This window comes from Escherichia sp. MOD1-EC6819 (assembly GCF_002965765.1).
GTDB classification, from domain to species: Bacteria; Pseudomonadota; Gammaproteobacteria; order Enterobacterales; family Enterobacteriaceae; genus Escherichia; species Escherichia ruysiae.
The window spans coordinates 230,248-253,983 of sequence record NZ_PTRG01000001.1 but is presented as its reverse complement, the minus strand read 5'-3'; the positions used below and the strand labels follow the sequence as shown (position 1 = coordinate 253,983).

Here is a 23,736-nt window from a genome sequence, read left to right as displayed (position 1 = left end):
ATCATGAGCAAAACTATCGCGACGGAAAATGCACCGGCAGCTATCGGTCCTTACGTACAGGGCGTTGATCTGGGCAATATGATCATCACCTCCGGTCAGATCCCGGTAAATCCGAAAACGGGCGAAGTACCGGCAGACGTCGCTGCACAGGCACGTCAGTCGCTGGATAACGTAAAAGCGATCGTCGAAGCCGCTGGCCTGAAAGTGGGCGACATCGTTAAAACCACCGTGTTTGTGAAAGATCTGAACGACTTCGCAACCGTAAATGCCACTTACGAAGCCTTCTTCACCGAACACAACGCCACCTTCCCGGCACGTTCTTGCGTTGAAGTTGCCCGTCTGCCGAAAGACGTGAAGATTGAGATCGAAGCGATCGCTGTTCGTCGCTAATCTTGATGGAAATCCGGGCTATCGTGCCCGGATTAAGTCTGATGACAAAAGCAAAATCGCCTGATGCGCTACGCTTATCAGGCCTGGGTGATTCCTGCAATTTATTGAATTTGTAGGCTGGATAAGGCGTTTACGCCGCATCCGGCATGAACAAAGCTCACTTTATCTGCAATCTGAATCCGGGCCACCATGCCCAGCTTATTCTTTACTGCCAACCATAACGACGGCTATAGAACCCTTTCACCAACTGCGTTAACGTCATATACCCTGCCAGAATCGCAATCAGCCACGGGAAGTAACTTAACGGTAGCGCCTGCAATTGCAGATAACTGGCCAGCGGCGAAAACGGCAACGCGATCCCGACAATCATCACGATTACGGTCATGATCATTAACGGCCACGATGCACGACTCTGAATAAACGGTACACGACGGGTACGGATCATATGCACAATCAGCGTTTGCGACAGTAATCCCACCACGAACCAGCCCGACTGGAACAGTGTTTGCGTTTCCGGCGTGTTGGCATGGAATACCCACCACATCAGACAAAACGTCAGAATATCGAAGATCGAACTGATCGGTCCGAAGAAGATCATAAAACGCCCCAGATCCGCCGGATTCCAACGCTGCGGCTTTTGAATTTGCTCGTCATCAACGTTATCAAACGGGATCGCCACCTGTGACACATCGTACAGCAGGTTCTGGATCAGTAAGTGTAACGGCAGCATCGGCAGGAAGGGCAAGAAAGCACTCGCCACCAGCACGCTGAACACATTACCGAAGTTAGAACTCGCCGTCATTTTGATGTATTTCAGCATGTTAGAGAAAGTCCGGCGCCCTTCAATAACCCCCTCTTCCAGCACCATCAGGCTTTTTTCCAGCAGGATGATATCAGCCGCTTCACGGGCAATATCTACCGCGCCGTCCACAGAAATGCCGATATCCGCAGCGCGTAAGGCGGGCGCATCATTAATACCATCGCCCATAAAGCCAACCACATGCCCTTCGCGCTTTAGCAACGTTACGATGCGTTCCTTATGCATCGGCGTCAGGCGAGCAAACAGCGTGGTACGCTGCGCGAGATTTGCCAGTTCGTCGTCAGATAGCGTTTCAATATCACTACCAATTACCACCGCTCCCGCGTCCAGCCCCACTTCATGGCACACTTTCGCCGCCACTAATTCACTGTCACCAGTGAGGATTTTCACGGTAATTCCACTCGCTTTTAATGCCTTCAGTGCCGGAGCCGTTGTCTCTTTTGGTGGATCAAGAAAAGCGATATATCCTTCGAGGATCAGGTCGGATTCATCCGCCCGCTGGTAATCTCCTTCACGCGCGGGCAGATATTTCGTCGCCACCGCAACCACGCGCAGCCCCTGACGATTCAGCGTATCAGTAACCCGCTTAATCTTACGCAGCATAGTGTCATCGAGCGGCACAATCTCGTCATTGTGGCGCACCTGTGAACACACATTAAGGATCTCCTGCAATGCGCCTTTGCACACCAGCTGATGATGTTCGGTATTTTCTGCCACTACCACCGACATCCGGCGACGCTCAAAATCAAACGGAATCTCATCAATTTTCTGCCAACGGCTGGCCAGCGAACGCGCCGACTCTTCATCCGTACCTTCGAGCACCGCTGTATCAAGCAGGTTTTTAAGTCCAGTCTGGTAATGACTGTTCAACCACGCGCTATGCAGCACGCGTTCGCTGGTTTTACCGGAGATATCGGTATGATTCTCCAGCACAATTTTATCCTGCGTCAGGGTGCCGGTTTTATCGGTGCACAGAATATCCATAGCGCCAAAGTTCTGAATGGCATCCAGATGTTTGACGATCACCTTCTGTTTCGACAGCTTTACTGCGCCACGCGCCAGCGTTGAGGTGACAATCATCGGCAACATTTCCGGCGTTAAACCCACCGCTACCGAAAGCGCAAACAGCGCCGCTTCCCACCAGTCGCCTTTGGTGTAACCGTTGATCAACAGCACCACCGGTGCCATCACCAGCATAAAGCGAATCAGCAGCATACTGACGCGGCTGATCCCTTGCTGAAAGGCATTCGGCTCACTTTCCTGCTCACTAACACGCCCCGCCAGTTGACCAAACCAGGTGTTGGCACCTGTGGCAATCACCATCGCTTGTGCCGTGCCGCTCACCACGGTGGTGCCCATAAAACACAGGGTGTCACACTCCAGCGGATTGCTGTGCTCCGGCTGGCGAGTGGTTGCAGCTTTTTCTACGGGCAGAGACTCACCGGTTAACGACGCCTGAGCGACGAACAGATCCCGCGCCTGCAAGATACGCAAATCTGCCGGGATCATATCCCCCGCCGCCAGTTTAATAATATCGCCGGGCACCAGCTGGTCGATCGGGATCTCCAGCCAGCCATTTTCGCCTTTGCTGTTAATAACGCGCAGCACCGTCGCGGTATTGCTGACCATCGCTTTCAGGGCATCTGCCGCTTTGGTGGAACGCGCTTCCTGAATAAAGTTCAGCAGCGTGGAAATAGCCACCATTAACGCGATAACGCCTGCGGCAAATAAATCTTCCGTGGCGTAAGAAATGCCGCCAAGGATCGTGAGCAAAATATTAAAGGGGTTGCGATAGCAGACCCACAAATGTACCCACCACGGCGATGGTTGTTGCGCAGGTAATTTATTTTCGCCATGTTTTTCACGGGCAACTTCCACTTCCGCCTGATTCAACCCTTCCGGGTGGGTGTCGAACGTGTTCCATAATTCTTCTTCGGGCATCACCGCCATTTTCAGGCAATGCGCGCTTAAGGAAGGCGGGATTGGTGCATTCGCTGTCTGCTGCGCACCCGGTAGCGGATCGCGACGGATCAGACGGGAAGGTAAATGGCGAATGAGCCGGGTAAAAATTTCTTTAAACATAGGGTGTCCCTCCGCACTGTCTGGAACAGTGCAGAAATATCTTCAGGCGTGGCGAAGCCTTACCTGAAGGTAATAAATATGAGCAGGGACGTTAAAACGTCACGGCCTTACGCATCCGGTAACGCCGTGAAAAGACGGGCTTACCGGAAAAGTTTTAATCTCCGTCGAGGGAGAGGCGTGGGATCAGGTTCCATATAACCTCCGGTAAGTGAATAAATAGCGCCGCGAATCCAATAATATTCGTAGCATTTATGCCGATATAATACCTGTCGGCAACTAAACCAACGATAAACCAGACTTTGCCCATTGCTGAATGCGCGGGTAAAGTTAGTCTCTAATAATTAAACAACACGTTACGGGATAACAGGATGCAAAATCGGCTGACCATCAAAGACATCGCGCGCTTGAGCGGCGTGGGAAAATCCACTGTTTCCCGGGTGCTGAATAACGAAAGCGGCGTGAGCCAGCGCACACGTGAACGTGTTGAAGCAGTGATGAATCAGCATGGATTTTCCCCTTCCCGCTCTGCGCGCGCCATGCGTGGGCAAAGCGATAAAGTGGTCGCCATCATCGTGACACGTCTGGATTCGCTGTCAGAAAATCTCGCGGTTCAGACCATGCTGCCGGCGTTCTATGAACAGGGTTACGACCCCATCATGATGGAAAGCCAGTTTTCACCACAATTAGTTGCCGAACATCTGGGCGTTTTGAAACGTCGTAATATCGACGGCGTAGTGCTGTTTGGTTTTACCGGTATAACCGAAGAGATGTTAGCCCACTGGCAGTCATCGCTGGTGCTGCTGGCACGCGACGCAAAGGGCTTTGCTTCAGTCTGTTATGACGACGAAGGGGCGATCAAAATCCTGATGCAACGACTGTATGACCAGGGGCATCGCAATATCAGTTATCTCGGCGTCCCGCACAGTGACGTGACGACCGGTAAGCGACGTCACGAAGCCTATCTGGTGTTCTGCAAAGCGCATAAACTGCATCCCGTCGCCGCTCTGCCTGGCCTCGCCATGAAGCAAGGTTACGATAATGTAGCAAAAGTCATTACCCCTGAAACCACCGCGTTGCTGTGCGCAACTGACACGCTGGCACTTGGCGCAAGTAAATACCTGCAAGAGCAACGCATCGATACCTTACAGCTGGCGAGCGTTGGTAATACACCGTTGATGAAGTTCCTCCATCCGGAGATCGTCACCGTTGATCCAGGCTACGCAGAAGCCGGGCGCCAGGCGGCCTGCCAGTTAATCAAACAGATAACCGGGCGTAGCGAACCGCAACAAATCATCATCCCAGCCACCCTGTCCTGATCGTTTCCTGAACGATAAATTGTGATCTTTGCCGTGTTTCGGGAACGTTCCCATTTTTAATTTTTCCTTCCCACTATATTCTGCCGTCAACCTAATATGTCATCTGCCACGGGGCCTTATGATGAGCAAAGTGAACCAAACGGATATCGATCGGTTGATTGAACTGGTCGGTGGGCGCGGCAATATTGCGACGGTGAGCCACTGTATTACTCGCCTGCGCTTTGTCCTCAACCAACCGGCCAATGCCAGACCGAAAGAAATTGAGCAACTCCCCATGGTGAAAGGCTGTTTCACCAATGCCGGACAATTTCAGGTGGTGATTGGCACCAACGTTGGCGATTACTATCAAGCACTGATAGCGACCACCGGACAGGCGCAGGTCGATAAAGAGCAGGTGAAAAAAGCCGCCAGGCAGAATATGAAATGGCATGAGCAGTTGATCTCCCATTTCGCAGAGATCTTCTTCCCGTTACTGCCCGCGCTGATTAGCGGCGGTTTGATCCTCGGTTTTCGTAATGTGATCGGCGATCTGCCCATGAGCAACGGCCAGACGCTGGCGCAAATGTACCCTTCCCTGCAAACGATCTACGATTTTCTGTGGTTGATCGGTGAGGCGATCTTCTTCTATCTGCCGGTCGGGATTTGCTGGTCGGCGGTGAAAAAGATGGGCGGCACGCCGATCCTCGGTATCGTGCTTGGCGTAACGCTGGTTTCTCCACAACTGATGAACGCCTATCTACTCGGGCAGCAGGTGCCGGAAGTGTGGGACTTTGGCATGTTCAGTATTGCGAAAGTAGGCTATCAGGCGCAGGTGATCCCGGCGCTGTTAGCCGGGCTGGCGCTGGGCTTTATTGAAACTCGCCTTAAGCGCATCGTGCCGGATTATCTCTATCTGGTGGTTGTACCGGTCTGCTCGCTGATCCTCGCGGTGTTCCTCGCCCATGCGCTGATTGGTCCGTTTGGTCGCATGATTGGCGATGGCGTTGCCTTTGCGGTTCGTCATCTGATGACTGGCAGCTTTGCCCCTATTGGCGCGGCATTGTTTGGCTTCCTCTATGCGCCGCTGGTCATTACCGGCGTACACCAGACCACGCTTGCCATTGATATGCAGATGATTCAAAGCATGGGCGGTACGCCAGTCTGGCCGCTGATTGCCCTTTCGAATATTGCTCAGGCGTCGGCAGTGGTAGGAATTATTATCGCCAGCCGTAAACAGAACGAGCGGGAAATTTCGGTTCCAGCGGCGATCTCCGCTTATCTTGGGGTTACTGAGCCGGCAATGTACGGCATCAACCTGAAATATCGCTTCCCGATGCTGTGCGCGATGATTGGTTCCGGTCTGGCGGGATTGCTCTGCGGCCTGAACGGCGTTATGGCGAATGGCATCGGCGTCGGTGGTCTGCCTGGTATTCTCTCCATTCAGCCGAGCTACTGGCAGGTATTTGCGCTGGCAATGGCTATCGCCATCATCATCCCGATTGTGCTCACCTCGTTTATCTACCAGCGAAAACACCGCCTGGGCACGCTGAACATTGTTTAATTTTCTTCGGGGCGCACTTGCGCCCCCTCGCATTTGCAGGAATGACGTAATGACTAATCTTCCCCACTGGTGGCAAAACGGCGTTATCTACCAGATTTATCCAAAGAGTTTTCAGGACACCACGGGCAGCGGCACCGGCGATCTGCGAGGAGTCACCCTGCGCCTCGACTATCTACAAAAACTGGGCGTTAATGCTATATGGTTGACACCTTTTTATGTCTCCCCACAGATCGATAACGGATACGACGTAGCGAACTATACGGCGATTGATCCCACCTACGGTACGCTGGACGACTTTGATGAACTGGTGGCGCAGGCGAAATCGCGCGGTATTCGCATTATCCTTGATATGGTGTTTAACCATACTTCTACCCAACACGCCTGGTTTCGCGAGGCGCAGAACAAAGAAAGTCCTTATCGTCAGTTTTATATCTGGCGTGACGGCGAACCAGGAATACCACCAAATAACTGGCGTTCTAAATTCGGTGGCAATGCCTGGCGCTGGCACGCAGAAAGCGAACAGTATTACTTGCATCTGTTTGCACCAGAACAGGCCGATCTCAACTGGGAAAACCCAGCAGTACGCACAGAACTGAAAAAAGTCTGTGAGTTCTGGGCCGATCGCGGGGTAGACGGGCTGCGCCTGGATGTGGTGAATCTGATTTCCAAAGACCAGAACTTCCCCAACGATCTGGATGGCGATGGGCGTCGCTTCTACACCGACGGACCACGAGCACACGAGTTTTTGCACGAAATGAACCGCGATGTCTTTACGCCACGCGGATTAATGACTGTGGGTGAAATGTCCTCCACCAGCCTTGAACATTGTCAGCGATACGCGGCACTGACAGGCAGTGAATTGTCGATGACCTTTAATTTTCATCACCTGAAGGTCGATTATCCCGGCGGTGAAAAATGGACGCTGGCTAAACCTGACTTTGTGGCGTTAAAAACATTGTTCCGCCACTGGCAACAGGGAATGCACAACGTTGCGTGGAATGCTTTGTTCTGGTGTAACCACGATCAGCCGCGCATTGTTTCTCGCTTTGGTGATGAAGGTGAATACCGCGTGCCTGCGGCAAAAATGCTGGCGATGGTGCTGCATGGTATGCAGGGAACGCCGTATATCTACCAGGGCGAAGAGATTGGTATGACCAACCCACATTTCACGCGCATTACTGACTATCGCGACGTGGAGAGCCTCAATATGTTTGCCGAGCTGCGCAACGATGGGCGTGACGCCGAAGAGCTATTGGCAATCCTCGCCAGTAAATCCCGTGACAACAGCCGCACGCCAATGCAATGGAGCAACGGCGATAACGCAGGGTTTACTACCGGCAAGCCGTGGATTGGTCTGTGTGATAACTATCGCGAAATCAACGTAGAATCTGCGCTGGCCGATGAATCTTCGGTGTTTTACACCTACCAGAAGTTAATCACGTTGCGTAAACAAGAACCCATTCTGACATGGGGCAATTACCAGGATCTCCTGCCAAACAGTCCTGTATTGTGGTGCTATCGCCGCGAATGGCTGGGGCAAACTTTATTGGTGATTGCCAACCTTAGCCGTGACGTACAGCCCTGGCAACCAACGCAAATCAGCGGCGACTGGCAACTGTTAATGCATAACTATGAAGAAGCCTCCTCTCAACCGGGAGCCATGACATTGCGGCCATTTGAGGCTGTCTGGTGGTTGCAGAGATAATTCTTCTCCAGGCCCCGGTAAAGCGAGTATTTCCGGGGCCTTATCTGTCAGCGCATTGTTTTTGTTGGTTTTTTGAACAGAAAATTATTAAAAAATTTACACATCGCTGTAGCGCCCGTCATCCGTACACTCTGCTTTTTACTTTGAGCTAAATCAAAAAAACCTTAAACATCCTTAATGCAAAGCACTATATATAGACTTTAAAATGCCTCTCAACCCAATATGTTGTATCCGTCGACTATACTTGCACCAAGACACACGCCAACAAAGCCGACAAAATTGTGGATAAAGCGGATTGGGATTGCAGTAACTCCCCGTAAAAAGAGCTAAATAAAGCGGGGCGCACTTCCCAACTTTCTGTGTATAACCTGTTCTTAAAAATATGGAGCGATCATGACACCGCATGTGATGAAACGAGACGGCTGCAAAGTGCCGTTTAAATCAGAGCGCATCAAAGAAGCCATTCTGCGTGCAGCTAAAGCAGCGGAAGTCGATGATGCAGATTATTGTGCCACTGTTGCCGCTGTCGTCAGCGAGCAAATGCAAGGCCGCAACCAGGTCGATATCAACGAAATCCAGACCGCAGTTGAAAACCAGCTGATGTCAGGCCCGTACAAACAACTGGCTCGTGCTTACATCGAGTACCGTCACGATCGCGACATCGAACGTGAAAAACGCGGTCGCCTGAACCAGGAGATCCGTGGCCTGGTCGAGCAGACCAACTCTTCGTTACTCAATGAAAACGCCAACAAAGACAGCAAGGTAATTCCAACCCAGCGCGACCTGCTGGCCGGTATTGTTGCTAAACACTATGCACGCCAGCACCTGCTGCCGCGTGACGTGGTGCAGGCGCATGAGCGTGGCGATATTCACTACCACGACCTCGATTACTCGCCGTTCTTCCCGATGTTCAACTGCATGTTGATCGACCTGAAAGGTATGCTAACTCAGGGCTTTAAGATGGGGAACGCCGAGATCGAACCACCGAAGTCGATCTCCACTGCCACCGCAGTAACTGCGCAGATTATCGCCCAGGTTGCCAGCCATATTTATGGCGGCACCACCATTAACCGTATCGACGAAGTTCTGGCTCCGTTTGTCACCGCCAGCTACAACAAGCACCGTAAAACGGCGGAGGAGTGGAGCATTCCGGATGCTGAAGGCTACGCCAACTCTCGTACCATCAAAGAGTGCTACGACGCCTTCCAGTCGCTGGAGTACGAAGTAAATACCCTGCACACCGCCAACGGTCAAACACCGTTTGTAACCTTTGGCTTTGGTCTGGGCACCAGCTGGGAGTCGCGCCTGATTCAGGAATCCATCCTGCGTAACCGCATCGCAGGCCTGGGTAAAAACCGCAAAACCGCCGTGTTCCCGAAACTGGTGTTTGCGATTCGCGATGGCCTGAACCATAAAAAAGGCGATCCGAACTACGACATCAAACAGCTGGCGCTGGAGTGCGCAAGCAAGCGCATGTATCCGGATATCCTGAACTACGATCAGGTAGTGAAAGTAACCGGTTCGTTTAAAACCCCGATGGGTTGCCGCAGCTTCCTCGGCGTATGGGAAAACGAAAACGGCGAGCAGATCCACGATGGTCGCAACAACCTCGGCGTGATCAGCCTGAACCTGCCGCGTATTGCGCTGGAAGCGAAAGGCGATGAAGCCACCTTCTGGAAGTTGCTGGATGAACGTCTGCTGCTGGCACGTAAGGCGCTGATGACCCGTATCGCTCGTCTCGAAGGCGTGAAAGCGCGCGTGGCTCCTATCCTCTATATGGAAGGTGCTTGTGGCGTGCGTCTGAATGCCGACGATGATGTTTCTGAAATCTTCAAAAACGGTCGTGCGTCTATTTCGCTGGGTTACATCGGTATCCACGAAACCATTAACGCGCTGTTCGGCGGCGAGCATGTTTATGACAACGAGCAGCTTCGCGCGAAAGGTATTGCGATTGTTGAACGTCTGCGTCAGGCGGTGGATCAGTGGAAAGAAGAGACTGGCTATGGTTTCAGCCTTTACAGCACGCCAAGTGAAAACCTGTGCGACCGCTTCTGCCGTCTCGATACCGCTGAGTTTGGCGTGGTGCCGGGCGTGACCGATAAGGGTTACTACACCAACAGTTTCCACCTTGATGTGGAGAAAAAGGTGAACCCGTACGACAAGATCGACTTTGAAGCACCTTACCCGCCGCTGGCTAACGGTGGTTTCATTTGCTACGGCGAGTATCCAAACATTCAGCACAACCTGAAGGCGCTGGAAGATGTCTGGGATTACAGCTATCAGCATGTACCGTATTACGGCACCAATACACCGATTGATGAGTGCTACGAGTGTGGCTTTACCGGTGAGTTTGAGTGCACCAGCAAAGGCTTCACCTGCCCGAAATGTGGTAACCATGACACCTCCCGTGTGTCGGTGACTCGCCGCGTGTGCGGATATTTAGGTAGCCCGGATGCGCGTCCGTTTAACGCCGGTAAGCAGGAAGAAGTTAAGCGCCGCGTTAAACATTTGGGAAATGGGCAGATAGGTTAAGCCTTCCCCCCTCACCCTAACCCTCTCCCTCAGGGAGAGGGGACCGTTCCGTGCCCCTTCTTGACTCCCGACATAATGAGTTGCCTCTAGCCAGTTGGTGTCGTCGCAAGGTGGCAAATGCGTAAGCCTCAGAGGACTTCGCCCCGTACGCACCAGAGCAGTCATGGCGTCAATTGAGAAGCGAAAATGAATTATCATCAGTACTATCCTGTCGACATCGTCAACGGCCCCGGCACTCGCTGCACTCTGTTTGTCTCCGGGTGTGTTCATGAATGCCCCGGTTGCTATAACAAAAGCACCTGGCGGGTAAATTCCGGTCAGCCATTTACCAAAGCAATGGAAGACCAGATCATTAACGATCTGAATGACACTCGTATCAAACGCCAGGGTATTTCCCTCTCCGGCGGCGATCCGCTGCATCCGCAAAACGTGCCGGATATTCTGAAACTGGTACAACGCATCCGCGCCGAGTGTCCGGGTAAAGACATCTGGGTGTGGACAGGCTATAAACTCGACGAACTCAACGCTGCGCAAATGCAGGTTGTTGATTTGATTAACGTGCTGGTCGACGGCAAATTTGTGCAGGATTTAAAAGACCCTTCCTTGATCTGGCGCGGCAGCAGCAATCAGGTGGTGCATCATTTGCGTTAATCACTCATCCAGCCGTTTAGTCGCGTCTTCATAAACGGCTGAGTTCTCTCTCTTACCAATAGCTATCACCAACACGAGCAACTCTTTATCGTTAACCTGATAAACCAGGCGATATCCCAGTGTGTGCAGCTTAATTTTGTAGCAGTCCGGTAAATCCCGCAGTTTAGCCGATGGATTGCGCGGCCTTTTCAGCACATCCTCAAGCTTTTTTTAAATTGTTCCCGGACTGTCACGCCCAGTTTTTGCCACTCTTTCAGCGCCCGCAGATCAAAAGCCAGCTCATAGTTCATCCAGTCGGACCTTAATGGCCTCTTGTGGGTTGGCCAGTCGTTCCCTGACAGTGCGTAACAAGGCTTCTTCACTATCACTGACAGTGAGCGTTTTTACCGGCATTCGTCCATTTTCCGCAACGTACTGAAACAGCAGCCGCACTGCTTCAGTAGGCGTGATATTTAATTTTTCCAGCACCGCATAAGCCTCATTTTTCAGTTTGTCATCCAGGCGGACGTTAAGTGTGGCCATTATGCCTCCGGTAATTATGAGAAGTGTAATGCATTATAGCATTACATATGCATTACATTCATTTCTGGAAAACGCCTCGCAAAAATGAGGACGACACGCAGGAATATGCCGTGGTGAAAATAGATATTGCGGTGATTTTACGAAGGGAGAAGAAAGCGTGGGGCGGTAACGTTTCACCGCCCAATAAGGAATTAACGATACTTCTGGTGATAGGCGTTGCGGGTCGTTTTCAGTTGCTCTGCGGCGGCCTGTGCTTCTTTGACTTTACCTTCATTAGCCAACTTCAGCGCGTCGTCAATCTGACCGACCAGAATGTCGAAACCGTGGCGGAAGTCTTTCATCTCCGGGCTGTCCGGTGATTTGCCTTCCAGCTTCGGTGGCGTCGCTTTTTGCGCATCCAGCGCCGCAGCACGCATTTTGGTTAACGCGTCTTTGACTTGCGCCGCGTTATCGGCTTTTTCGACCACTTTTAAATTGTCGTTGAGGGTTTCCATATTGTCTTCCAGCTCAGCGGCAAACGACGCCGAACTGAATACCAACGAGGAGACTGCAAGAATAGCTAACAGGCTTTTACGCATTGCTCACTTCCTTTTTTATTTACACTTCATCCTTCACACTACCTCATCGACGGCTACGCTCATTCGCCCGAGTCACGTACTACGAGTACGCTCCCCGGCTCTCATTCACTTTCCGTCTCGATGCTGTGCGAATGATTTTGTGTAATTTTTTAGTTTAAGCGCGGCAGGTCGCGCCAGTTTTTTACTGTCCGGCGATTTTCATCTCCGGTAACAGAACAGAACCACACTGTATATTACTGCGTGTTTCAATATCGTTACCAACAGTGACGATATTGCGCCACATATCTTTCAAATTACCTGCGATGGTGATTTCGCTAACCGGATATTGGATTTCGCCATTCTCTACCCAGAAGCCCGCTGCACCACGGGAATAATCACCGGTAATTGCACTCACGCCCTGGCCCATCAGTTCCGTCACCACCAGGCCGGTGCCCATTTCTTTGAGCATCTGCTCAAAGCTGAGTCCTTGCCCGGCAATACGCCAGTTGTGGATGCCGCCCGCATGACCGGTACTTTTCAGCCCCAGTTTGCGCGCGGAATAGCTGGTCAGCAACCACTGAGTCAGGATGCCATCTTTAATAATATCGCGACGCTCGGTACGCACCCCTTCGCTGTCGAATGGAGTAGATGCCAGCCCTTTCAGCAGATGCGGATGTTCTTCAATGGTCAGCCAGTCCGGCAGAATTTGTTTACCCAGCGAGTCGAGCAGGAAGGTGGATTTACGGTAGACAGCACCCCCGGCAATTGCGCCAACCAAATGACCAAACAATCCGGTTGCGACTTCATTGGCAAAAATCACCGGCGCTTTCATGGTGGAAAGTTTACGCGGCGACAAGCGCGATAAAGTGCGGCGGGCGCAATCTGCCCCAACCCACTCCGGCGTTTGTAGATCGCTCATCGCACGGCCAATGGTGTAGGCGTAATCACGTTCCATATCGCCATTTTCTTCGGCAATCACACAGCTGGAAAGTGAATGACGCGTTGAACAATAGCCCTGCAACATACCGTGGCTGTTGCCAAATACTTTGACGCCGTAGTGGCTGTTAAAGCTGCCGCCTTCGGTATTGGTGATGCGTTTGTCCGCCTGCAATGCCGCCTGTTCAGCACGAGCCGCCAGTTCAATGGCTTCATCCGGGGAAACGTCCGCAGGGTGGAACAAGTCGAGATCCGGCGCGTCAAAGGCCAGCAGCTCTTTATCTGCCACGCCTGCGTAAGGATCTGGCGAGGTATAACGGGCAATATCCAGCGCCGCCTGTACGGTGCGGGCAATAGCCTGCGGGCTTAAATCGGTGGATGATGCGCTACCTTTGCGGTTCTGGTGATAAACGGTGATCCCCAGCGCGCCATCGCTATTGAATTCGACATTCTCCACTTCACCATAGCGCGTGCTTACGCTAATGCCGGTGGTCTTGCTGACGGCAACTTCCGCACCGTCCGATTTGCCTGAGGCCAACTCCAGCGCAGTCGAAACTGCTTCTTCCAGAATCTTGCGCTGCGCTTCAACTTGAGAGATTACTTTCATTGCAAGTGCCATAATGTAGAGAGTTTCTCTGAAGTCTAACAGAGAACCGTTTTTCAGTGCGCATCTTAACTGGTAACATTAGCCTCTTTTTTTAAGGAGCCTGACATGACTAAGCAGCCCGAAGACTGGCTCGACGACGTTCCCGGTGATGATATCGAAGACGAAGACGATGAAATTATCTGGGTCAGTAAAAGTGAAATTAAACGTGATGCCGAGGAGCTAAAACGCCTGGGCGCGGAAATTGTTGATCTGGGGAAAAACGCGCTGGATAAGATCCCGTTAGATGCGGATCTGCGTGCGGCTATCGAGTTAGCCCAGCGTATTAAAATGGAAGGTCGCCGCCGCCAGTTGCAGCTCATCGGTAAAATGCTACGCCAGCGCGACGTAGAGCCTATTCGTCAGGCGCTGGATAAGCTAAAAAACCGCCACAACCAGCAGGTGGTGCTGTTCCATAAACTGGAAAACCTGCGCGATCGTTTGATCGATCACGGTGATGATGCCATCGCTGATGTATTGAATCTGTGGCCTGATGCCGATCGCCAGCAACTGCGTACTCTGATCCGCAACGCGAAGAAAGAGAAAGAAGGGAATAAGCCGCCGAAATCTGCACGCCAGATTTTCCAGTATCTGCGCGAGCTGGCAGAGAACGAAGGGTAAGTTTTGTTGTTGATATGAGTATGGTTTGCCGGATGCGGCGTAAACGCTTTATCCGGCAATGCTACTCCAGGCTTAAGCTTCAGAATTACTGCGCAGCTTCCGCCTTCTTCGCCAGACCATCCAGCAGTTTCTGATGAATCCCACCAAAACCGCCGTTGCTCATCACCAGAATATGGTCGCCAGGCTGGGCGGTTTTCACCACCATATCTGCCAACGCATCGACATCACCACTCCAGTGCGCAGGCTGAATACAGGCTTCTGCCACTTCAGCTACCTGCCACGGAATATGCGCCGGTTGCAGCAGGAAGACTTCATCGGCACGACCTAATGACGGTGCCAAATCGTCTTTGCAGACGCCCATCTTCATGGTGTTTGAGCGCGGTTCCAGAACGGCAATAATACGCGCCGTACCACCGACTTTACCGCGCAGCGCCGCCAGCGTTGCCAGAATCGCCGTCGGATGATGGGCAAAATCGTCATACACCGTCACGCCATTCGCTTCACCGCGTAACTCCAGACGACGACGAGCGTTGATAAACGACCCCAGCGCATTAGCAGCATCTGCCGGCGCAACACCAACATGGCGAGCCGCAGCAATCGCCATCAGGCCGTTGTGCATGTTATGTTCGCCAACCAGTGACCATTTCACCTCACCCACTTTTTCGCCGTCCAGCAATACTTCCCATTCGGAAGCATCGGTGGTCAGCTTTTTCGCCTGCCAGCGCCCCTGCTCGCCCACCTGTTCCTGATCGCTCCAGCAGCCCATCGCCATGGTCTGTTTCAGGTTGATGTCGTTTTCCGGCCAGATAATACGCCCCTGCCCAGGAACAATACGCACCAGATGATGGAATTGTTTCTGGATCGCTTTCAGGTCGTCAAAGATATCGGCATGATCGAACTCAAGGTTGTTGAGGATCAGCGTGCGCGGGCAGTAATGGACAAATTTGGAGCGTTTGTCGAAGAAGGCGCAGTCATACTCGTCCGCTTCGATAACAAAGAAGTCGCTTTCGCCCAGACGCGCCGAAACCTCAAAGTTTCCAGGCACACCGCCAATAACAAAACCCGGTTTATAGCCGCACTGTTCCAGAATCCAGGTCGCCATTCCCGCCGTGGTGGTTTTGCCGTGTGTACCGGCAACGGCCAGCACCCAGCGGTCGCGCAGCACGAAATCGTGCAACCACTGCGGCCCCGACATATACGGAATGTTTTTTTCCAGTACCGCTTCCACACACGGATTTCCACGGGTCATGGCATTACCAATAATCACCAGATCCGGCTGCGGATCGAGTTGGCTGGCATCGTAACCCTGAATCAGCTCAATGCCTTGCTTCTCAAGTAAGGTGCTCATCGGCGGATACACATTGGCGTCCGACCCCGTTACTTCATGGCCTAACTGGCGTGCCAGAATCGCCAGACCACCCATAAACGTGCCACAAATTCCTAAAATATGAATGCGCATACGTCATTATCCTTTTTTAATCTACCGCTCATTTTACGCATATGTCGGGCAAGTGAGAAACGCATTTCAGGATAATCCGTAATTTGCTGGCGCGATTCACCTGAGCGCAACATTCAGATTATTTGTTAAGATTGTTGCGGTCGCTTTACTCCATAAACATTGCAGGGAAAGTTTTATGAAAACGTTAGGTGAATTTATTGTCGAAAAGCAGCACGAGTTTTCTCATGCTACCGGTGAGCTCACTGCTTTGCTGTCGGCAATAAAACTGGGCGCCAAGATTATCCATCGCGATATCAACAAAGCAGGACTGGTTGATATCCTGGGTGCCAGCGGTGCTGAGAACGTGCAGGGCGAGGTTCAGCAGAAACTCGATCTGTTCGCTAATGAAAAACTGAAAGCCGCATTGAAAGCGCGCGATATCGTTGCGGGCATTGCATCTGAAGAAGAAGATGAGATTGTCGTCTTTGAAGGCTGTGAACACGCAAAATACGTTGTGCTGATGGATCCACTGGATGGCTCGTCCAACATCGATGTTAACGTCTCTGTCGGTACGATTTTCTCCATCTACCGCCGCGTTACACCTGTCGGTACGCCGGTAACGGAAGAAGATTTCCTCCAGCCTGGTAACAAACAGGTTGCCGCAGGTTACGTGGTATACGGCTCCTCTACCATGCTGGTTTACACCACAGGATGCGGTGTTCACGCCTTTACCTATGATCCTTCACTCGGCGTTTTCTGCCTGTGCCAGGAACGGATGCGCTTCCCGGAGAAAGGCAAAACCTACTCCATCAACGAAGGAAACTACATTAAGTTCCCTAACGGGGTGAAGAAGTACATTAAATTCTGCCAGGAAGAAGATAAATCCACCAACCGCCCGTATACCTCGCGTTATATCGGTTCACTGGTTGCGGATTTCCACCGTAACCTGCTGAAAGGTGGAATTTATCTCTACCCAAGCACCGCCAGCCACCCGGACGGCAAACTGCGTTTGCTGTATGAGTGCAACCCGATGGCATTCCTGGCGGAACAAGCGGGCGGTAAAGCGAGCGATGGCAAAGAGCGTATTCTGGATATCATCCCGGAAACCCTGCACCAGCGCCGTTCGTTCTTCGTCGGCAATGACCATATGGTTGAAGATGTCGAACGCTTTATCCGTGAGTTCCCGGACGCGTAATCTCCTGCGCCTCTCCACACGGAGAGGCGTTTTTATCGCTGCGCAATGTTGACTCTTGTCACTGGTGAACTCTGACGATTCTCCCACAGCACCGTTAGCCCACGCTGTAATGCAATAAAAATAAACAACAAAATGCCGATGGCGATTTTCGTCCACCATGAACTCAGCGTACCGTCAAAGTTTATGTAAGTCTGAATGAGTCCCTGAATCGCCACGCCAAAAAGCGTCCCCAATACCGTCCCTACCCCACCACTTAACAACGTGCCGCCAATCACCACCGACGCGATAGCGTCCAGTTCCACACCTACGCCTGCCAGCGCGTATCCGGCCTGGGTGTAAATCGAGAAGACAATCCCCGCCAGCGTTGCCAGTCCGGTGGAAAGCATATAAATGCGAATCGTGGTGCTGCGGGTAGAAATCCCCATCAGGTTTGCCGACGTCGCGTTGCCGCCAATGGCATACACCTGATTACCAAAGCGGGTGCGATGCGCGAGGAAAATACCGATAACCACGACCGCCAGCATCAGTAATCCCATCGCGCTTAAACGCCCACCGCCGGGAATTTTCCACGCAAGGCTTGAGAGTGTGTCGTAAATCGGATGGTTAATCGGGATCGACTCTTCCGAAACGAGATAGCTGACGCCACGCAAAAAGAACATTCCCGCAAGGGTAATAATGAATGCCGGGATCTTCAGCGCGTCGATCAGAAGCCCCATAAATGCGCCGAATGCACACCCCATCAGCAGCACCAGCGGGAAGGCCAATAGTGGTGAAATCCCAAAGTCGCCAATCACTTTTGCCAGAAACACGCCGGTAAAAGCAATCACCGAACCGACGGAAAGATCGATCCCGCCGGAGAGGATCACAAAGGTCATACCGACAGCAATAATCCCCAAAAAGGCGTTATCGGTCAGGATATTGCATATCACTCGCGTGGAAGCAAAACCGGGAAACTGCGTCAAGCAGTAGAGATAGCCCAGCACAAAAACGCCGATGGTGATCATCAGTGGCAAGTTACGTTTTATCACGGCTACGCACTCCTTTAATCAGACTGATAAAGCGTTGCGACTGAACAATCAGTACACAAAGCACCACCACCGCTTTCACCACCTGGTTCATCTCTGGCGGAAAGCCCGAAAGTAAAATCCCGGTGTTCATTCCCTGAATGATCAGCGCCCCCACTACCGAAAGCAGCAGGTTAAAACGCCCGCCCATCAGCGATCCACCGCCGATCACCACCGCGAGTATAGCGTCCAGTTCCAGCCATAATCCGGCGTTGTTGGCATCGGCACCGCGAATATCCGCCGCCACGATAATGCCCGCGATTGCCGCACACAGCCCGCTCAACACGTAGGTAAGCATGACGATGATCCGCGTGTTTACTCCGGCATTTTTTGCCGCCCGAATGTTGATACCAACGGCTTCGATAAACATCCCCAGCGCCGTTTTGCGGGCCAACAGCCAGAACAGGAGAAGCGTCAGCACGGCGATAATGACTGGCGTTGGCAGGAACAGCAGCGATCCACTGCCGAACCACGAGAGATCCGGCGAGTTAAACGTGACGATCTGCCCGGAGGTGATCAGTTGCGCCACGCCGCGCCCGGCAACCATCAGGATCAGAGTGGCGACAAACGGCTGGATTTTGAGGATCGCCACCAGAATGCCGTTCCACAATCCCGCCAGGATGCCGGTGCCAAGGGCGCTTAACAAAACAATCGGCAGGCTGAATCCCGCCACCGTCATCGCGGCAGTTGTGGCTCCTGCGATAGCCATCACCGCACCAACTGAAAGATCGATACCGCCAGTGGCGATCACCAGCGTCATGCCAATCGCCAACAGCGCAACGGGTGCTGCACGGTTAAGAATGTCGATGGGGCTACCGAACAAACGCCCATCCTGAAGTACCACCTGCCAGAAATGTGAGGCGACCAGACTATCGACCAGCAGCACCAGCAACAGCGCCGCCAGTTGCGGCATTCCCGTCGGCCAGCGAAAACGCCTTTTCGACGACGCGGTGTCAGGGAGAGATTGAGGCATCACACTGTTCTCCTTACGCCGCAATGGCATTCATGATCGCCGGAACGGAAAGCTCTGCCAGCGGGATCTCCGCCACCTGTTTGCGATCGCGCATGATGATCACCCGATCGGCATAGCCCACCAGCTCTTCCAGTTCTGAGGAGATCACCAGCAGCGCCAGGCCATCGGCACACAGCGTTTCAATCAGGCGGATGATCTCAGCATGGGCGCCAACGTCAATGCCGCGCGTTGGCTCGTCGAGGATCAGAAATTGCGGACGAGTCAGCAGCCAGCGTGAGAGCAACACTTTTTGCTGATTGCCACCAGAGAGAAACTCTATCGGTTGTTCAGTTGAAGGTGTGCGAATGCCAAGCTGGCGGATAAAACGTTCGGCAATCTCTTGCTGTTCTTTGCGGGAAATTGGTCGCAGCCAGCCGCGCTGGGCTTGTAAGGCAAGGATGATATTTTCCCGCACCGAGGCGGCGGCAATGATGCCATCGGTTTTTCTGTCTTCCGGACAAAAACCAATGCCCAGTACCGAAGCCTGATGTGGCGATCGCAGGGTTTGTGGTTGGCCTTTGATCAGCGCAGTACCGCTGTCAGCGGGTTTGATACCGAAGATAACTTCAGCGGTTTCGGTACGCCCTGATCCCAGCAATCCTGCCAGACCGACGATCTCGCCGGGGCGTACTTCGAGATCAAACGGTGCGATCGTGCCTTTTTTACCGTAATTTTTGAACGCGGCAACGGGTTTGTCGCTAAGTAATGTCCGCCCGGCACGTTGTAGCGCGTGGGTGTCGAGTTCGCGCCCAAGCATCATTTTGACCAGTTCGATCTGCGGTAGCTCGCGGGTTTCCCGACAGCCAACGAAGTTGCCGTTGCGTAAGACGGTGATCCGATCGCTGACTTGATAAACCTGATCGAGAAAGTGCGTAACAAAGATCAGGCTGACGCCGCGATCGCGCAACTGGCGCATCAGGCCAAACAGCAACTCTACTTCCTGAGTGTCGAGGCTGGCGGTAGGTTCATCAAGGATCAGCACTTTGGCGGAGAGATCGATAGCCCGACAAATGGCGACGATTTGCTGCATCGCCACCGAAAAACGGTTGAGCGGTTCACGCACGTCGAGGGAGAAGCCATACGATGCCATCAGTTCTGTAGCGCGCTTTTCCATCTCTTTACGGCGTAGCAGGCCAAAACGCCTGGGTTCGCGGCCTATGAATAGATTGTCGGCTACCGACATGTTGGGTAACAGGTTGACTTCCTGATAGACGGTGCCGATGCCAAGTTGTTGTGCGTGGGCGGTGTTTTTTGGTGAAATAGTCTGACCATCCAACCAGATAGTACCGCGATCGGCGTGGTAGACACCGGTAAGTGCTTTGATCAGCGTCGATTTACCGGCTCCGTTTTCACCGAGCAGCGCCATAATTTCACCGCGCCGTAGGCTGAAGTCGACGCTGTCTAACGCTTTGACGCCGGGGAAAAATTTACTTAATCCTTCGGTACGGAGGATTTCCTGGTGTTGGTCGGTCGTCATGGTTTCCCCCTTAGCCACGCTCTAAAAGTCTGGGAATAGATCGTGCCTGATGTTAAGAGCTGCGCCGTTTGTCCCCCTCACCCTAACCCTCTCCCCGAAGGGGCGAGGGGACAGATTGTGCATGGTGTTAAGTCCGGTACTGCACAACTGCCGGATGCGGCCTAAACGCCTTATCCGGCGGCGTACAAGTTGGCATCAGGTATTGATGTCCCTCAATACCCCATATTTTTCTTCTTCTCTAACTCTTCTTTTGCAGTATCAGGCAGGTAAAGGGTGGATTTGGTCAGGGTCAACTTTTCAGGCATAGTGCCGTCTTTTTTGTATTTCTCCAGCGCATCAAAAGCGGGGCCTGCCATATTCGGCGTCAGTTCAACGCTGGCGTTCGCTTCGCCATCAATCATCGCTTTGTAGATATCCGGTACGCCGTCAATGGAACCCGTGAGGATATCTTTACCCGGTTTCAGGCCCGCTTCTTTAATTGCCTGAATTGCACCAATCACCATGTCGTCGTTATGGGCGTAAACCATGCAGATATTTTTGCCGTTGTTTTCCGCTTTGATAAAGCTCTCCATAACTTCTTTGCCTTTACTGCGGGTGAAGTCACCGGACTGTGAGCGGATGATTTTGATGTTTGGCGCATTCTTAATAGCTTCGGCAAAGCCTTTTTTACGGTCGATGGCAACACTTGCCCCAACAGTACCCTGCAACTCAACCACGTTACATGGTTTACCGTTGACCTCTTTCACCAGCCAGTCACCAATCAACTTGCCTTCCAGAATGTTGTCGGCAGTAACGGTGGTCATATAGAGAGATTTGTCTTTCACGTCGATGGAACGGTCGAGCAAAAAGACCGGAATTTCGGCATCTTTCGCCTCTTTTAATACCGGTTCCCAACCCGTCGCCACCACTGGAGCAATAAAGATTGCATCTACCCCTTGTGCAACAAAGGAACGTACCGCTTTAATCTGGTTTTCCTGCTTTTGCTGACCATCGGCAATTTTCAGCGTGATACCGCGTTTTTCGGCCTCACTTTTCGCCACGTTGGTTTCTGCGGCGCGCCAGCCGGATTCTGATCCGACCTGCGAAAATCCTACGGTTAATGGAGCGGCCAACGCCATAGACGACATGGCTGCCGAGACTGCAGAGACTACAAGTAAGCGTTTCCACATAGGGTTGTCCTCGTCGGGATAGTTATTATTGGTGAAAAGATGTTCGCGAAAAAACTATAGACAATTCGTTATGTAACGGATTGCGTTACATCACACTTCAAAAAAGTAAATAAAACGTTAATCACAAGTTTGTAATCGCTTTCATATCACTATGAAAAATGCGGCTACGGTTATGGATTTTCCTGCTCCACAAGCCGTCTTAAAACTGGCGAAAAAGGAATATGAGGACGAAAACAAGCGAAGACATTCGGCGCGAGTTGGCTATAATACTCGGCACTTGTTTGCCACATATTTTAAAGGAAACAGACATGAGCTTACTCAACGTCCCTGCGGGTAAAGATCTGCCGGAAGACATCTACGTTGTTATCGAAATCCCGGCTAACGCAGATCCGATCAAATACGAAATCGACAAAGAGAGCGGCGCACTGTTCGTTGACCGCTTCATGTCCACCGCGATGTTCTATCCGTGCAACTACGGTTACATCAACCACACCCTGTCTCTGGACGGTGATCCGGTTGACGTACTGGTTCCGACTCCGTACCCGCTGCAGCCGGGTTCTGTGATCCGTTGCCGTCCGGTTGGCGTTCTGAAAATGACCGACGAAGCCGGTGAAGATGCGAAACTGGTTGCTGTTCCGCACAGCAAGCTGAGCAAAGAATACGATCACATCAAAGACGTTAACGATCTGCCGGAACTGCTGAAGGCTCAGATCGCTCACTTCTTCGAGCACTACAAAGACCTCGAAAAAGGCAAATGGGTTAAAGTTGACGGCTGGGATAACGCCGAAGCCGCTAAAGCTGAAATCGTTGCTTCCTTCGAGCGCGCAAAGAATAAATAAGTTCTTCTAGCGCAATAACCCTGAACGCCGGGCTTCGGTTAGTAAGGGTTTTTTATGTCCGCGATAAATAAACACATCTTATTCCACCACCGCCTGCAAACGTAATAACACGTCTTCCACCACCTCGTCCGCAGCCAGACCAATACGTTTTGCCTGACGGGCGCGTAAATCCATCATTCGTACCTGATTCACCAATACCACGCCATACACATCGCCTTCTTCGCAATGTAACGGAACGCTAAATCCGGCATAACGGGCAAAATTTCCGCCCTGAGTAATGGGAGCAACCAACGTCATTCCCAGTTGATTAAAGGCTTGAACGGAGAGCACAAGCGCAGGCCGACCAGCACCTTGCTGTTCATGGCCGCTTGCTGGATCAAAGCCGACCAGCACAATGTCTCCCCGTTCAAATTCACTTTTCTTTACCATATTTCGTCACCCGCAGGGGTGGATTTACCCCAGACATCCTGCTCGCTAAGTTCCGGTGCATTCATGTCGCACTGCATCAGCAGTTCATCAAGCGAGTAGCGCCTGGAGATGGGGGTCAGAATCAGTTGATTGTTGCTCACCTGTGCCTCAACGCTCTGCCCCGGCTGCAAGTTAAGCTCTTTCATCACAATATTGGGAATGACCATACCTGCACTGTTCCCCCATTTTTTTATGGTTATACGCATCCGCACCTCCTTAGGTTATACAAAGTATAACTCACGGTGCGACAGGAAACGTTTTACCCCTGCGCATTTGTGAACACCAGCAGAGTTTTTTATGCGTTAACAGATATGGAAAGCGGCTCGGAAGGAAAAGAAACAGGCGGGGAAGTTACAAAAAAGAATGCGAGATACCTCGAAAAAACAACGCCACCCGAAGGTGGCGTGTTTATATTATGACTTATCCCTGTCTAACCAGTCGCCGCTTTCAATCAGCGTTAATCCATCGACGGGTCGTTGATAAACGTACATCCATGCACTCCCGTACGGCGTCTGAATCAACTGGCGCGCGTATTCACCGCCCCTGGTGCGCAAGGCATCAAGTTCGGCCAGCGTGGCGTTGTCAATACGATAAACTTCACCGTGTACCGTTCCGTTACCCGGAACTGCGCCTGGATAGTGGCCCAGGCTGTACAGTTGATAGTTATCGATACTGAAATCGCCCAGCAACTGGGCATTGGTCATCCAGTGGCTGTTGCCTTGTTTGTGACGTAAACTGCCGTAGACAAATATTCGCATC

The 23,736-nt window shown here is 52.1% G+C and carries 21 protein-coding genes and 2 pseudogenes; 9 read left to right on the top strand and 14 right to left on the bottom strand.

The features are described 5' to 3' along the window. Positions 1 to 3: 3 nt before the first annotated feature. Positions 4 to 390 carry a 2-iminobutanoate/2-iminopropanoate deaminase gene (gene ridA, locus A7Z06_RS01250; protein ID WP_000047539.1) on the top strand — a complete coding sequence of 129 codons (387 nt, stop codon included), beginning with the start codon at positions 4 to 6 and terminating at the stop codon, positions 388 to 390. A gap of 205 nt (positions 391 to 595) precedes the next feature. On the opposite strand, the gene mgtA is transcribed toward ridA, so the two are convergent. Continuing rightward, a complete protein-coding gene (gene mgtA, locus A7Z06_RS01245) occupies positions 596 to 3,292 on the bottom strand; it encodes a magnesium-translocating P-type ATPase (RefSeq protein ID WP_105279311.1) in 2,697 nt (898 codons plus the stop codon). 140 nt (positions 3,293 to 3,432) lie between these two features. Next, complete coding sequence (gene mgtL, locus A7Z06_RS01240; RefSeq protein ID WP_001387276.1) at positions 3,433 to 3,486, bottom strand: mgtA regulatory leader peptide MgtL; 54 nt, start codon at positions 3,484 to 3,486, stop codon at positions 3,433 to 3,435. Between the two features lie 171 nt (positions 3,487 to 3,657). Here mgtL and treR point away from each other — a divergent pair. The 5 genes and pseudogenes from treR to nrdG all read left to right on the top strand — a co-directional run. Next, positions 3,658 to 4,608: pseudogene (gene treR / locus A7Z06_RS01235) on the top strand (trehalose operon repressor TreR); the annotation flags it as partial. Positions 4,609 to 4,726: 118 nt separating this feature from the next. Continuing rightward, on the top strand, positions 4,727 to 6,148 hold the full coding sequence (gene treB / locus A7Z06_RS01230; protein WP_077699190.1) for a PTS trehalose transporter subunit IIBC: 1,422 nt from the start codon (positions 4,727 to 4,729) through the stop codon (positions 6,146 to 6,148). Between the two features lie 49 nt (positions 6,149 to 6,197). Further along, on the top strand, positions 6,198 to 7,853 hold the full coding sequence (treC, locus tag A7Z06_RS01225; RefSeq protein WP_000183360.1) for an alpha,alpha-phosphotrehalase: 1,656 nt from the start codon (positions 6,198 to 6,200) through the stop codon (positions 7,851 to 7,853). 393 nt (positions 7,854 to 8,246) lie between these two features. Further along, the gene (gene nrdD, locus A7Z06_RS01220; RefSeq protein WP_000187801.1) at positions 8,247 to 10,385 is read left to right on the top strand and encodes an anaerobic ribonucleoside-triphosphate reductase; all 2,139 of its coding nucleotides are present in this window, start codon (positions 8,247 to 8,249) and stop codon (positions 10,383 to 10,385) included. Positions 10,386 to 10,571: 186 nt separating this feature from the next. Continuing rightward, positions 10,572 to 11,036 carry an anaerobic ribonucleoside-triphosphate reductase-activating protein gene (gene nrdG / locus A7Z06_RS01215; RefSeq protein ID WP_001106233.1) on the top strand — a complete coding sequence of 155 codons (465 nt, stop codon included), beginning with the start codon at positions 10,572 to 10,574 and terminating at the stop codon, positions 11,034 to 11,036. Here the strand turns inward: nrdG and A7Z06_RS01210 are convergent. The 4 genes and pseudogenes from A7Z06_RS01210 to pmbA form a co-directional block, all read right to left on the bottom strand. Beyond that, positions 11,037 to 11,326, bottom strand: a pseudogene (locus A7Z06_RS01210) (type II toxin-antitoxin system RelE family toxin). It lies immediately after the preceding gene. Continuing rightward, entirely contained in the window at positions 11,316 to 11,558 is a 243-nt protein-coding gene (locus A7Z06_RS01205; RefSeq protein ID WP_000212715.1) for a type II toxin-antitoxin system RelB/DinJ family antitoxin, read from the bottom strand. The pseudogene A7Z06_RS01210 and the gene A7Z06_RS01205 overlap by 11 nt, the downstream one beginning before the upstream one ends. A 191-nt stretch (positions 11,559 to 11,749) precedes the next feature. Further along, positions 11,750 to 12,136: a cytochrome b562 gene (cybC, locus tag A7Z06_RS01195; RefSeq protein WP_001232258.1), complete on the bottom strand. Its 387-nt coding sequence runs from the start codon at positions 12,134 to 12,136 to the stop codon at positions 11,750 to 11,752. 181 nt (positions 12,137 to 12,317) lie between these two features. After that, positions 12,318 to 13,670: a metalloprotease PmbA gene (gene pmbA, locus A7Z06_RS01190; RefSeq protein ID WP_001162186.1), complete on the bottom strand. Its 1,353-nt coding sequence runs from the start codon at positions 13,668 to 13,670 to the stop codon at positions 12,318 to 12,320. Between the two features lie 93 nt (positions 13,671 to 13,763). Here pmbA and yjgA point away from each other — a divergent pair, with 93 nt between their 5' ends. Next, on the top strand, positions 13,764 to 14,315 hold the full coding sequence (gene yjgA / locus A7Z06_RS01185; protein ID WP_000166265.1) for a ribosome biogenesis factor YjgA: 552 nt from the start codon (positions 13,764 to 13,766) through the stop codon (positions 14,313 to 14,315). A gap of 85 nt (positions 14,316 to 14,400) precedes the next feature. Here the strand turns inward: yjgA and mpl are convergent, their stop codons facing one another. Then, positions 14,401 to 15,774, bottom strand: coding sequence for a UDP-N-acetylmuramate:L-alanyl-gamma-D-glutamyl-meso-diaminopimelate ligase (gene mpl, locus A7Z06_RS01180; RefSeq protein ID WP_001219777.1), 1,374 nt, complete (start codon positions 15,772 to 15,774; stop codon positions 14,401 to 14,403). Positions 15,775 to 15,949: 175 nt separating this feature from the next. On the opposite strand from mpl, the gene fbp reads away from it, so the two are divergent. Continuing rightward, positions 15,950 to 16,948: a class 1 fructose-bisphosphatase gene (gene fbp / locus A7Z06_RS01175; protein WP_000853753.1), complete on the top strand. Its 999-nt coding sequence runs from the start codon at positions 15,950 to 15,952 to the stop codon at positions 16,946 to 16,948. A gap of 32 nt (positions 16,949 to 16,980) precedes the next feature. Here fbp and yjfF read toward each other — a convergent pair whose 3' ends face one another. From yjfF to ytfQ, 4 genes are all read right to left on the bottom strand, one after another. Then, positions 16,981 to 17,976, bottom strand: a complete 996-nt coding sequence (gene yjfF / locus A7Z06_RS01170) for a galactofuranose ABC transporter, permease protein YjfF (RefSeq protein WP_000596004.1) — start codon at positions 17,974 to 17,976, stop codon at positions 16,981 to 16,983. Continuing rightward, on the bottom strand, positions 17,963 to 18,985 hold the full coding sequence (gene ytfT, locus A7Z06_RS01165; RefSeq protein ID WP_010346247.1) for a galactofuranose ABC transporter, ATP-binding protein YtfT: 1,023 nt from the start codon (positions 18,983 to 18,985) through the stop codon (positions 17,963 to 17,965). The genes yjfF and ytfT overlap by 14 nt, the downstream gene beginning before the upstream one ends. A gap of 13 nt (positions 18,986 to 18,998) precedes the next feature. Beyond that, positions 18,999 to 20,501 (bottom strand): galactofuranose ABC transporter, ATP-binding protein YtfR, encoded by a 1,503-nt coding sequence (ytfR, locus tag A7Z06_RS01160; protein WP_000205844.1) that lies wholly within the window; start codon positions 20,499 to 20,501, stop codon positions 18,999 to 19,001. A gap of 212 nt (positions 20,502 to 20,713) precedes the next feature. Further along, positions 20,714 to 21,670, bottom strand: a complete 957-nt coding sequence (gene ytfQ, locus A7Z06_RS01155; RefSeq protein WP_000265933.1) for a galactofuranose ABC transporter substrate-binding protein YtfQ — start codon at positions 21,668 to 21,670, stop codon at positions 20,714 to 20,716. Positions 21,671 to 21,978: 308 nt separating this feature from the next. On the opposite strand from ytfQ, the gene ppa reads away from it, so the two are divergent. Then, a complete protein-coding gene (ppa, locus tag A7Z06_RS01145; protein WP_000055074.1) occupies positions 21,979 to 22,509 on the top strand; it encodes an inorganic diphosphatase in 531 nt (176 codons plus the stop codon). Positions 22,510 to 22,587: 78 nt separating this feature from the next. Here the strand turns inward: ppa and chpB are convergent, their stop codons facing one another. The 3 genes from chpB to A7Z06_RS01130 all read right to left on the bottom strand — a co-directional run bounded on the left by chpB (position 22,588) and on the right by A7Z06_RS01130 (position 23,735). Continuing rightward, entirely contained in the window at positions 22,588 to 22,938 is a 351-nt protein-coding gene (gene chpB / locus A7Z06_RS01140; protein ID WP_000239583.1) for an endoribonuclease toxin ChpB, read from the bottom strand. Further along, positions 22,932 to 23,183, bottom strand: coding sequence for a type II toxin-antitoxin system antitoxin ChpS (gene chpS / locus A7Z06_RS01135; protein ID WP_001223205.1), 252 nt, complete (start codon positions 23,181 to 23,183; stop codon positions 22,932 to 22,934). The genes chpB and chpS overlap by 7 nt, the downstream gene beginning before the upstream one ends. 207 nt (positions 23,184 to 23,390) lie before the next feature. Next, positions 23,391 to 23,735 (bottom strand): gamma-glutamylcyclotransferase family protein, encoded by a 345-nt coding sequence (locus A7Z06_RS01130; RefSeq protein WP_001219162.1) that lies wholly within the window; start codon positions 23,733 to 23,735, stop codon positions 23,391 to 23,393. Position 23,736: the final 1 nt, after the last annotated feature.